The organism is Aliiglaciecola sp. CAU 1673 (assembly GCF_029223185.1).
Lineage (GTDB): Bacteria > Pseudomonadota > Gammaproteobacteria > Enterobacterales > Alteromonadaceae > Bowmanella.
Window position 1 is genome coordinate 131,333 of the sequence record NZ_JARHUG010000013.1, and the last position, 12,344, is coordinate 143,676.

Sequence of the window (12,344 nt, forward strand, 5' to 3'; positions counted from 1 at the left end):
ATATACAGCTATTTTATTGCTATGAATCCCATACTCGATCATTTAAAAAACAAAGGCTGGCTGTGGCAAGCGGAATTTCGCCGCACCGCCTCTCAGGTTCCACCAACTGGCGGCTTCGAAGCGTTGGATCATCACCTGCCCGGCGGCCTGGCGGCCTATCCGGTGGTGGAAATCCATAGCCCCCCGGGCATCGGTGAATTACGCCTGTTGCTACCTGGCCTGGCGGCGCAAAGCCGACAAGACAATAGATTGGTGGCCTGGATAGCCCCGCCCCATAAACTGAATGCTGAAAGCCTTCATCATGCGGGCTTGCCGCTTTTCCGTATGCTCATTATCCAGCCCCAAGACCCTAAGCAAGCCCTATGGGCAGCCGAGCAATGCCTGGGCAGTGGCGCTTGCCAATCGGTACTGTTGTGGCACGGCGATTTAGAAGTGGCCCAGCTGAAGCGCCTGCAACAGGCGGGCAAACAAGGCCAAGCCCAGCTATTTTTGTTTCGCACCCGGCAAAGCCTGAGTTTGTCACTGCCCGTTCCTTTAAGCCTGACCCTCAGCGCCCATGCCACGGGTTTAAGCATTCGGGTCAATAAGTGCCGGGGCAGCTGGCCGCCTCCCCCTTTCGAGCTGGATCTGCGCAAGCGCTGGCCTTATCTGTGCCTGCAACAAGCTCCTCTGCCCCAAGACCACGGCAAGGTTATCCCTTTCCACCGGGCCAGCTAGGTGCATTATGCAAGTCCTGTGGCTTTATCTGGACTTTCTGTCCCTGCAATTGGACTCCCTCTATCAGGCACGACAGTCTGAAGACAACAATGTGCCCATCGTCCTGTTAGACAAACACGACAACCTCGTGGTGCAACTAAACTCAGCCGCCCAAGCCTGCGGGATCCGCAAGGGCATGGGACTGGGAAGCGCCGCCGCCTTGCACCGGGAACTACAGGTCATGGAATATCGCCGCGAAGTAGAAGTGGTTAAGCTCGAGGAGATCGCACGCTGGCTCTATACCTGCACCTCGGATATCAGTTTCTGGCCCCCCAACGGCCTGCTGCTGCGCATCCAGAATATGCTCTCCATGTATGGCGGCCTCACCTCTTACTGGCAAGCCATACAAGCGCGCCTGCAACCTTTGCAGCTAAGCTATCGCTATGGATGTGGCCTGACGCCCTTAGCCGCAAGGATGTTGGCCAGGAGCGGTCAGGGAGTTATCAGCCAGGAATGCAATTTATTGCGCAGCCGGGTGGATGACTGTGACCTGGAACAAACCGAATTAGACGGCAAAATACGCCATCAGCTGGCTCGTGTGGGTATCAAGCGGGTTGGGCAGTTAAGCGCTATCCCGCCCGGCGAATTGGCTAAGCGCTTCGATGTGCAGCTGGCTACCTACTTGGGGCGCCTCAATGGGGTGTTTCACCATCCGGTAGATTTCTATCACCCGCCCGAGACCTTTGTGCAGTACCTGGAGCTGATGTATGAGATTGAAAACAGCCAAGTACTACAACATCCCATTCGTCGTTTGTTGACCAACCTGGAAAACTTCCTGCGTCAGCGGGATAAATTGACTACCGAGCTGCATTTTTGCTTGTCGCTACGGGATACCGATGCCCTTGAATTCAAGGTGCAATCGGCCCAAGGGGAATATCGCGCCGAAATCTGGCTGGCGCTGACCAGCCTGAAGCTTGAACGGTTATCTCTCCCCCAACCCGCATACGCTATCCAGCTGTCGGTGAATCAACTATTGGAAAATAGCGGGCAAGAAAGCGATCTGTTCGACGGCCGTCGTGCCCTGCACTCACCCGCTCAGTTGCTGTCGCGCCTGCAGGCTAAGCTAGGGAAAGAAGCAATATGGGGTCTGGCCGCTCAGGATGACTTTCGCCCCGAGCATAGCAGCCGCTACATCGAGCCGCTGCAAGGCAGCGACACCATCCAATGGCCGATACCCTGTCTTCGCCCCAGTCTGTTATTCGAGCCGCCCCGCCCACTGACCGAGAAAGTCAGTCTGCTCCATGGACCCGAGCGCATCCAAACCGGTTGGTGGGATAGCCAGGATGTCTGCCGCGACTACTTCATCGCCCGCAGTGCCCAAGGTCAATGGCTATGGGTCTTTCGTACGCCACAAGCCAAATGGTATGCCCATGGGATATTTAGCTGATGGACTACGCCGAACTCCTTTGTCAGAGTAATTTCTCCTTTTTGACCGGTGCCTCCAGACCTGAGGAATTAGTACGTCAGGCGGATTTTCTCGGCTACCGGGCCTTGGCTATCACCGATGAATGCTCCCTTGCAGGCATAGTGAAGGCCTATGCCGAAATAAAACACCGCCGCCTGTCCCTAAAGCTTATCGTCGGCAGTTTGGTTCGACTCGAACCGGATTTGGAATTGGTGTTGCTATGTCCCGATAAGGCGGCTTATTCGGAATTGTGCCGCACTATCACAAATGCCCGGCGTCGCTCCCCCAAAGGCGACTACCGACTACATGAATGGGACATTCGCGGCCTTCGTCATTGCCTGCTGGTATGGCTACCTACCGGTGATGCGCAGCGTGACGATTTTTTGGCCCCCTGGCTAAGCAAACAGCATCGGGAAAGATTGTGGTTGGGGTGTCGGCGTTTGCTCGGCGCCGACGAGCAAAACTACCTCACTCATTGCAGAGCCTTGGGTCAACGGCATGGCCTACGCCTTTGTGCCTTAGGCGGGGTATTAATGCATCACCCAGAGCGCCAGGCTTTGCAACAAACTCTGACCGCCATTCGCCTAGGTAAGCCGGTGGCCAAACTTGGCCATGCCCTGCTTAGTAACGGCGAAGCCTGCCTGCGGCCCAAGGTCAAGCTCGCTCGTTTATTCACCCCGGACTGTCTTGCAGAAACCATGGCTATCGCCGAACGCTGTCGCTTTAGTCTCGATGAACTACGCTATCAATATCCTGCCGAGCTGGTACCCAAGCAGAAAAGTGCCGGTCAGTATCTCCGGGAATTAGTAGAAGCCGGGGCCGCCAGACGTTACCCAGAGGGCGTATCGGAAAAGGTGCGAACCCTGCTGGAAAAGGAGCTGGCGCTGATCGCTGAGAAGCAATATGAATATTTCTTCCTGACCATCCACGATATCGTACAGTTCGCTCAAAGCCGGCAAATCCTTTACCAAGGACGGGGCTCAGCAGCCAATTCTGCGGTCTGCTACTGCCTGGAGATCACGGCCGTGAATCCAGCCAAGAGCGAAGTACTTTTCGAACGTTTTATCTCCCGGGAGCGAGACGAGCCGCCGGACATCGATGTGGATTTCGAGCACGAACGACGAGAAGAAGTGATCCAATACATTTATGGCAAATACGGCAGAGAGAGAACAGCACTTGCAGCAACAGTAATTACTTACAGACTAAAAAGCGCCATCCGTGAAGTGGGTAAAGCTCTGGGGCTTAACGAAACCCAACTGGATTTTTTTATCAAAAATATTAACCGCCGTGACAGCGAACTGAACTGGCAAGGACAAGTGGCCGAGCTAGGCTTGGACCCCAGTGCGGCAACAGGCCAGCACTTTATCCGCCTGGTTAATGAATTAATGGGCTTTCCCCGACATTTGTCCCAACATGTAGGCGGCTTTGTGATTGCTTCCGGCCCGCTACATGATTTGGTACCGGTCGAGAATGCCGCCATGGTCGACCGCACCGTCATCCAGTGGGATAAGGATGATTTGGAAACCATGGGCCTTATCAAAGTGGATGTATTGGCCCTGGGTATGTTAACGGCAATCCGTAAAACCTTCGAACTTGTCTGCCAGCATTATGGCAAAACCCTTTCCATCGCCGGGATCGGCAACTTGGGCGACGATCCGGCCGTTTATAGCATGATCCAACAAGCCGATACTGTAGGAGTGTTCCAGATCGAATCCCGGGCACAGATGAGCATGTTACCCAGGCTTAAACCTAAAAACTATTACGATCTGGTAATTGAAATAGCCATCGTCCGTCCCGGCCCTATCCAAGGCGATATGGTCCACCCTTACCTGCGTCGTCGCGACGGCAAAGAGCCGGTAGACTACCCCTCCCCCGAGGTAGAGAAGGTCCTTAACCGTACCTTAGGCGTGCCCATCTTCCAGGAGCAAGTGATCCAACTCGCCATGGTCGCGGCAGGTTTTACCGGCGGCGAAGCCGATCGCCTACGCCGCGCCATGGGGAGTTGGCGCAAGACCGGCGAGCTAAGGCGTTTCGAAGAGAAGCTGGTCAATGGTATGTTGGCAAGAGGTTATCAACGGGACTTTGCCGAACGGCTCTTTCAACAAATCTGCGGTTTTGGCGAGTACGGATTTCCCGAAGCCCACTCGGCTTCTTTCGCGGTGCTGGCCTACACTTCTTCCTGGCTGAAATATTATTATCCGGTCGCCTTTTACACCGCCTTACTCAACAGCTGGCCCATGGGCTTCTATACCCCCTCCCAACTGGTCCAGGACGCCAGGCGCCACAATATTGCGGTATTGCCGGTCTGTGTTAACCGCTCAGGCTATGATCACAAGCTTGAAACCTGGAAAGGGGATTGGGCAATTCGCCTGGGGCTTAGACAAATTAAAGGATTTTCCCGCCAACAGGCCGAGCCTTTGCTTAAAGCCAGGCCAGAAGAGGGCTTTACCAACCTGATGCAACTTCGCGCCACGGGTCTTAGCCGGGATGAACTAAGCCGCCTGGCCGGTGCCGACGCGTTGGCTTGCCTTGAGGGTAACCGCTATCAGGCGCGCTGGGCGCTGTTGGATAACAGCGTTTCCGTACCAACTTTCAATCACAGCACTCAAAACGCTCAAGGCTGGCTATTCGCACCCGACGCTCTCGACAATATGCTGGAAGATTATGCCGCCACCGATCTCAGTCTTAAGCAGCATCCTATCAGCTTATTAAGGGCAGCAGGGCTGTTAGGCAAACATACCCCGGCCAACCGGCTTGGGGAGCGGGAGCACAAAAAGCCGGTGACCGTGGTTGGCATGGTCACCGGCCGACAACGCCCGGGCACGTCCAAAGGCGTGACTTTCGTCACCCTGGAAGACGACACCGGTAATATCAATGTGATCGTCTGGTTAGCCACTGCCAGAGCGCAAAAGCAGGCCTATTTAAAGGCCAGCATACTCGAAGTAACAGGGATACTGGAACGGGGTGATGGCGGCGTCACCCATGTGATCGCCGGTAAACTGCAAGACCTGAGCGACCGCCTGGAAGACCTTCGCGTCAAGTCTAGAGATTTTCATTAGGGGGCACGCTTTAAAAATTTATGGCAAAGGTTGCTGCCCCTTTACCCACCAAAGGCCTTCATGGGCGATGTCATCGTGATGAAGCCACACATGACTTTGCCCGGCCGCTTCTTTGGCCGCTTTCAAATGCTGGTTGGCCAGGCTGTTGGTGGGCACGCTGAAATTATATTGGCTGCCGAGTTGCTGACAGGCTTGCTGACCCTGTGCCCAAGTACCAGAGGCGCTGGACACTTTCCAACTACCGTCACTGGCACTTTCACAAGCATGGACGTATAGGTTGCCACAATATTGGTCATCCCAGCGACCATTGCTCCATTGTACGGCGCAATGTTGATTGCCGTTCCAGTTATTGGGTTCGTTATTGTCCCAACTCCAAATCCCAGCATCCAGACCACCATCATTGGTAACCATATCATCCAAGTTAACGATGTTGGCCCCTTCAGCGAAATAGCGACGTACATCGGCGGCAGAGATATAGTCACTGCTACCGCCGGTAAACACGTCACCTATGGCGCCGACTGTGGTACGATCTTCCCAGATCCGGCCAATATCCCCCAGCCCGGTATAGGCCATGGTTTTCCAGCCTTGATGACTGCGACAGCCGCCGTCACCCCAAAGCACCACTTTTTTGCCTTGAGCCAATACCTGCTGTTTGGTTAACGTATTGGCGATCGCTTTGCACCCGCCGCTGTTGTAAATCCATTGACCTATCTTGGATTGAATCTGGTCGTAAGCGTCCTGGTGATGACCGTCCATATGATCTTCTACATACAGGATCACAACCTGATTGTGACTGTCGTTGCTGTTAAGCCAGTCACGCACCTCATTGAGCCCTTCGGTAAAGTACTTATCGTTGATGCTGCAAACGCCATGGCACATTAGCAGACGTTTAGGATAGGAAAACAGACTTTCCATCTTGGTCGTCCAGTGCACGTCAATTTCGATAAAGCGGGCACCAATACGTAATTGGTCCTTAATACTGTATTTTTGCTGAGGATCCAGGTAGCGACAGCCCACCGAGAAATTACAACTGCGGTAAGCCTCTGAATTGTACGTGTTGTGCGTCCCAGGAATATTGTTATCAGCCATCGGCGAGGCAACATCGAGCTGACGCTGAGCAGCAAGTGTTTTTCCTACCCAGGACTGCTGGAAATCGCTGATGGTATCTGCCTGAATGCATCTCGCCAGAGTGAGTAAGCCCAAACCACTAAGTAACTTCAACGTTTTCATAGTTATTCCTTGTTGTTATGCAGTAACCAGCATGCCGACCAACCCCACGACACGTTAATTTCTTTGTCATAAGATAGATGGAGTCAGCTAAACAAACTCTGATAAACGGCCGCGGCCGATAACGGCTTGAAACCCGATTTGGAAAACTCGCTCTTGCAAAGCTTATAGAGCGCTTGATTCAGCGGTGCATCTACGCCATGTTGATAAGCCAACGCTAGCAGCTCGCCATTAATACTCTCCAACTCTGTCTGCGGACGCTTGTGGGTAAGCAGATCCTGGGCCATGCTACTGACGACCATCTTTTTTAAGTTGCGCCGAAAAATCGGCCGGGTTAGGAAAGTTGGCGCCTTTGCCGCAAAACCCATGGTGGCCCAACTCGGCATACCGCCAAGCCTTGCCTCCTTATAACCCGCAGCCCTGGCGATACAAACGCCCTCATAGGTCAGGCCGGTTAAGATCTTTTGGAATTTATCCTCGTCATCCAAGGGCTCAAAGCCCAGTCCCACCAGGCTGGTCAAAGAATTAGTCAAGTTGATAATCATTTTGCTGATTACTGCGTCTTCCAGCTCAGCGGTGTAAAAGCAAGGTACAGCGGCATGTAAAAGGTTGATGGTTTCCTCCAGGCATTGCCTGCTGCAGGATTTTCCCACCCGGCCCAATACCAGCGGCCCCCTTTTTTGGTAGCCCACTACATTGGGAGAATCCAGCCAGGCGTTGTAACACACCACCCCATAGGCCACTTTGCTAAAATACTGAGGCAACACCCGCTGATTGTCCCGGCCATTTTGAAGGCCGACGACCAGGGGAGCATCACCAAAATGGGATGTCAGTGAGCTACATACAGACTCCAGACTGTAGTTCTTAACACAAAGCAGAATAATATCCGGCGCAGGAATGGTGGAAAGATCCCTGACCACTTTTACCTTCTGCCATTGGACCTCTTTGATTAAATCTTGGGCATAGGCACCAATCCCCTTTTCTTCAATAACATCCAACACTTCAGGCCGGTCAAAGACAGACAAATTTTCCAATTCAGGGGCTAGCCAGTTGGCTAACGTGGCGCCGACGGCGCCGGCACCGAAAATCAATACCGAAGGCTGCATCACACTATCCTTTTCCATCACAAGTTAAAGGGTGCACGATAATCGGCATTGGCCAGATCGAAACAAGCCTGCATATCGTCACAGTAGCGCGTCTGGAAAGGCTGACCATCGATTTCCAAAGCCCTTAAACGCTCAGCAAAAGGCCCCTCGCCCAAGGTAAGAAAGGGGGTATCACCAGCCGGTTTAGGAGTCCATAGTTTGGAGAGGTATTTGTTCACCTCAAACTCCCCGGTAAAACAGGTGCGGCTTTGCAGCAACTGACCGTCTTTAACCGAATACAGATTAGCACTGACATCGAACCGGCTTTTGCGCCCTTTAGTCGGTACCCGAATGCTCAGATAATGATTGTCCTGTTCGTCGGTTGCACACGTCAGGCTTTGATCGCCGTTTTGTTCGATATCTATTTGTTGCACCACCTTAGGCAGCCCCCAGATCTCATTACCACGAATACAGTTTTCCAATGAAGTCACCGGCATACTGAAGACGTAGTAGCCAAAGCTTTTAAATCCCGGCACCACGGCAGGTAGAAGGGGCAGATCAAACTTAGGCGCCACCATCATCGGGATGGTCATGGCAATTTCGTTATAGGGCGCAATGTTCATCACATCCCGGTAGATATAGTTAGAAAATGCCACTAAGGCGCGGTTGCCGGGGACACGCACCGGCTTCATAAACGGATGGGGCATCAACGCCTGGGCTTTGTCATAGTTGCAAAGAAAAATCGCCTGGGCGCAAGTGACGTTGGCATATAAAGTAGGAAACTGATAACGCTTCTCGATATCTTGTGACAACTTCAATGGCGAGGGTGCCTGGTGCAATTGGAAACGGGAAAAGAACGGGTGCTGAAATTTCGCTTCGTTATCAAGCAGTCCATCAGAAAGTAAGGTATTGGGTTGCACAGTCAACTTCCTCTACAGAATCAATTTGGGTATTGTTCTGTAAAGCCATAGGATTGCGCATTAGTAAAAATGCCCTAACGGGATGAATGCATTGGAAGTAGAAGACTTTATTCGTCGCCTGTATTGCCGCTCTGCACAAATCAGCCCAGGTGAATTTCGCCAGTGGGCATTATTGCAGTTGGTAAATCTGCTCGATGCAGACGCCGCTTTGTGGGGCACAGGCAACCTGGCGACCTTGGAGTTCCACTACCTGGAACACTTAGGACTGGATAAGCAGTATGGCGAACGTCTTAGTCAAACCCTGAAATTCAACCCAATTCGTGAACGGGTGTTGGCAAATCTGGATAATCCGATTGCCATGAGCGAGGTCTATCCGGATTCAGAGTTCTTTTCCTCTAAACTTTACAACGACTTGTTTGAACCCTACGGCATCAAGCGCATTCTCGCAACCGGCCATCGAGAAAGTGACTGCGGCTTGTATAGCTTGATCAGTCTGTATCGCTTCGACGCCGAAAAAGATTTTCAGATCCGGGAGAAGCAGTTGATGACCCGTCTGGTCTATCACCTGGTAAGTGCCGCTTCCCATAATTTTTTTCTGCATCTGCAAAATGAAGATTCCCATACCGTCTCGGCTTTGTGTGACAACCATGGTGTCTATTGGCAATGCCAACCGGAATTCATGGAAAAACTCTCGCAACTGGCGCCTGAAACGGGCCAACATTTTCCCTTTGCGTTAGAGGAAGGACAAGAAATCATCAAACAAGGACTTTGCCTACGGATCTATGCAGAAGGAGAGCTATACCGTTTAAGCATCAACCAGTCCCATCCCTTCGATTCGCTGACTCAAAGAGAACAGCAGATCGTCGCCTGGATCGTTAAGGGTCTCACCTTTAAAGAAGTCGCCAGGGAGTTGGATGTAGCGCCCTCCACTATCTCCAATCACCTCTATCGTATCTACCGCAAGCTGGATATCACCAGTCGCAGCGAACTGGCCAAATTAAGCAACCAGAGCCGGTAGTTAACTCTCATTAGGGTATTTTTACCATAGCGAACCTGACAAATTTTTTATACACCTATTGAGTGACCCGTTCGAACCACAGCAACAATCCGGGTCCTCAACCAGGAGACATTATGAGAAAAACGACAGGATTGCTTGGCTCAGCCTTACTTGCAGCAGCGACGCTCACCCATTCAGCCTGGGCCGGAGATTGGCTCATCGGCGCAGGAAAATACGATATCACCGGCCCTGCAGCAGATGCGGGCATGGTGGGTTACGGCGATGTAGGACAAACAACCAAGGGTATCCACAGCCGTTTATGGTCCAGAGCTTTTGTCATGGCAGAGCCCGCCAGCGGCAAACGCATAGTGTTCGTTTCTGCAGATTTACAGAGCATCACCCAAGGGGTTAAACAAGGTGTCATCAATAAGTTAAAGGCCCGCTACGGTTCAACCTATAGTGATGCCAACGTCATGCTGACCGCCACCCACACTCACGTGGGCCCCGGCGGTTACGACCATTATGTGATGCTCAACATGAGTGCCTTGGGTTACGATTCACTCAACTACAATGCGATTGTGAATGGCATTTACCAATCCATCATCGAGGCAACGGACAGCCTGACCCCAGGGGAGCTTCACCTAAGCAAGGGAGAATTGCTAAACGCCAGTGTCAATCGCAACCCCATTCCTTATGCAAAAAACCCCGACACCGGCGACTATGAATATGACACCAATAAAACCATGACCTTACTCAAACTGGTACGGGAAGACGGTAAGAGCATTGGCAGTATTGACTGGTTTGCCTTACACAATGTGTCCTTTGGTACCGGACAGCACCAAATTAGCGCCGATCACAAAGGAGCGGCAGCACAGCTGATGGAACAATGGGCTGCACAAAGAACGGATGGTCTCTCGAGTTACGTGGCCGCCTTTGCCAATAGCAACTTGGGTGACATCTCACCCAATATCTGCGGCGCCACTAACGGTTGCGGCAGCAATGATGAGCAAAGCATGTTGCTGGCAGCCGCCAAACAATTTTCCAAGGCGAAAAGCCTTTACCAGCAATCCGGTGCAAAGTTGGACGCTACCCTCGATTACCGCCATCAATACATCAACGCACCGGGATACGGTATTAGCGCCCAATATACCGGCAATGGCCAACAAGCCTTGTGTGAAGGGGTCGTAGGCTGGTCGATGACGGCAGGCTCAACCTGGGACGGCCCAAGCAATATAGACGGTGTCGTAGAAGGCATGACGGTGGATAACGAAGGTTCTGTATGGAACAAAAATCAGAATCTGTTTAGCGCCGTAATTGCCGGCTACCCGGTGTTTGCCTTGATGAACGGATTCTCCAGCCTGACCATGTTCAATGACACTCAGGACGATCCCTGCCAATATCCTAAGCCAACCTTCGTAAAGCGCAAAACCTTGGGCGCGGAGCTTTATACCCCCTATCTGCCTTTCCAGATGTTCCGTATCGGGTCCTTAGCCTTGGTTGCCGCCCCAGGTGAAATGACCACTATGGCAGGGCGTCGGCTGGAGGCAGAACTCGCGCCCGTACTGGCGAATATGGGTATCGAACATGTGGTGATCGCCGGTTTGGCCAACGCTTACCAAGGCTATATTACTACCCCGGAAGAATACGCCATGCAGCACTATGAAGGTGGCCACACTATTTACGGTCCCAATACCCTGGCTGCATACAAGCAGATATACAGCCAGATGAGTCAAGCCATGGCGGCCGGCCAAAGTGTCAGCGCAGGACCCACACCCAAAGATTTGTCCAACAACCAGGTGATTAACGTTATTGGTGTAGTCTACGACGACAAAAGGCTATGGGAGTCATTTGGGCAGGTATGGAATGACGCCAAGAGTAGCTACAAGATGGGTGACAAGGTCAGTGTTAAATTCCGCTCAGGCCATCCACGCAATAACCTACTGACCAATAGCAGCTTTATTGACGTACAACGCAAAGTAGACGGCAATTGGCAGACTTGGTTAACCGATGACAGTTTGGAAACCAAGTACATATGGCAACGAGACACAGCCGCGGATTGCCTGGCCTGCTCCTTTGCCACAGGTGAATGGGTACCCGGACCGAATACACCGGCGGGAACCTATCGAATAAAACACCGCGGTCACTGGAAAAGCGGCTGGGACGGCAAAATCAGAAGTTACTCAGGCACGTCAAAGAGTTTCACTGTTTCCAACTAAGTCAAAGCCCCGCTATAGCGGGGCTTTCTCTATCTGTAATCCGTTTACGGCTCCTCTCTGCCGGGTCCTAACAACGGGCATGAAAAGTAAGTATCCAACTCATCCATCATACCGTCGTTATTGGTATCCACCCACCACCGCCCACCAACATATCCTGGATCACCAGGACCGTAATCTGTTGACGGTCCCATAGGCGTGTCGGGGAACAGCTGCTGGAAACGCCCTCTCGGAGGGAGATCCGTGGTTTTAAAAGTGTCGTAGTAGAGTCCCTGGCTGGTGACGTAAATGGCACCCAGAGGTTTATCATTGCCACGACCTTGAGCGTTTGCTGCCTGGGTAATACCAAGCGATACAGCCATTACTGCTAAAGGAATTGAAGTCAGCTTTTTCATCGTCATGTCCTCATTTGCATTAAGCATTAGAGGTATAAACAGCGAATATCACGTCACCCTCACAGAAACATCACGTTTTTATCACAATCCTAAATGTCATCCATTACCACTTACAACATAGGGAATGACGGTTAGAGCTACGAGCTACGAGCTACGAGCTACGAGCTACGCGCTACGCGCTACGCGCTACGCAAGATTTTGATTAACTTAGATTTAGTGTCAACTTCTCACATGGGGGTGAAGGAGGACCGAATGTCCAGTGGACATTCGCAGCCGACTGAACGGGA

9 protein-coding genes are annotated in these 12,344 nt (G+C 52.2%); 5 read left to right on the forward strand and 4 right to left on the reverse strand.

Annotated features, from left to right (window positions below):
• The first annotated feature begins 21 nt into the window (after positions 1–21).
• The 3 genes from imuA to P2G88_RS13650 are packed head-to-tail and all read left to right on the forward strand — an operon-like array spanning position 22 to position 5,220.
• Positions 22–717, forward strand: a complete 696-nt coding sequence (gene imuA, locus P2G88_RS13640; protein ID WP_275796845.1) for a translesion DNA synthesis-associated protein ImuA — start codon at positions 22–24, stop codon at positions 715–717.
• A gap of 7 nt (positions 718–724) precedes the next feature.
• Positions 725–2,143: a DNA polymerase Y family protein gene (locus tag P2G88_RS13645; RefSeq protein WP_275796847.1), complete on the forward strand. Its 1,419-nt coding sequence runs from the start codon at positions 725–727 to the stop codon at positions 2,141–2,143.
• Positions 2,143–5,220, forward strand: a complete 3,078-nt coding sequence (locus tag P2G88_RS13650) for an error-prone DNA polymerase (protein ID WP_275796849.1) — start codon at positions 2,143–2,145, stop codon at positions 5,218–5,220. The genes P2G88_RS13645 and P2G88_RS13650 overlap by 1 nt, the downstream gene beginning before the upstream one ends.
• A gap of 18 nt (positions 5,221–5,238) precedes the next feature.
• Here P2G88_RS13650 and P2G88_RS13655 read toward each other — a convergent pair whose 3' ends face one another.
• The 3 genes from P2G88_RS13655 to P2G88_RS13665 form a co-directional block, all read right to left on the reverse strand.
• Positions 5,239–6,450 carry a phosphatidylinositol-specific phospholipase C domain-containing protein gene (locus P2G88_RS13655; protein ID WP_275796851.1) on the reverse strand — a complete coding sequence of 404 codons (1,212 nt, stop codon included), beginning with the start codon at positions 6,448–6,450 and terminating at the stop codon, positions 5,239–5,241.
• Between the two features lie 83 nt (positions 6,451–6,533).
• Positions 6,534–7,553 (reverse strand): 2-dehydropantoate 2-reductase, encoded by a 1,020-nt coding sequence (locus P2G88_RS13660; RefSeq protein WP_275796853.1) that lies wholly within the window; start codon positions 7,551–7,553, stop codon positions 6,534–6,536.
• 17 nt (positions 7,554–7,570) lie between these two features.
• Complete coding sequence (locus tag P2G88_RS13665; protein WP_275796854.1) at positions 7,571–8,452, reverse strand: acetoacetate decarboxylase family protein; 882 nt, start codon at positions 8,450–8,452, stop codon at positions 7,571–7,573.
• Between the two features lie 82 nt (positions 8,453–8,534).
• On the opposite strand from P2G88_RS13665, the gene P2G88_RS13670 reads away from it, so the two are divergent.
• Both P2G88_RS13670 and P2G88_RS13675 read left to right on the forward strand, forming a co-directional pair.
• On the forward strand, positions 8,535–9,470 hold the full coding sequence (locus tag P2G88_RS13670; protein WP_275796856.1) for a helix-turn-helix transcriptional regulator: 936 nt from the start codon (positions 8,535–8,537) through the stop codon (positions 9,468–9,470).
• A 113-nt stretch (positions 9,471–9,583) separates the two neighbouring features.
• A complete protein-coding gene (locus tag P2G88_RS13675; protein ID WP_275796858.1) occupies positions 9,584–11,665 on the forward strand; it encodes a neutral/alkaline non-lysosomal ceramidase N-terminal domain-containing protein in 2,082 nt (693 codons plus the stop codon).
• Positions 11,666–11,709: 44 nt separating this feature from the next.
• Here P2G88_RS13675 and P2G88_RS13680 read toward each other — a convergent pair whose 3' ends face one another.
• Complete coding sequence (locus tag P2G88_RS13680) at positions 11,710–12,057, reverse strand: hypothetical protein (RefSeq protein ID WP_275796861.1); 348 nt, start codon at positions 12,055–12,057, stop codon at positions 11,710–11,712.
• Positions 12,058–12,344: the final 287 nt, after the last annotated feature.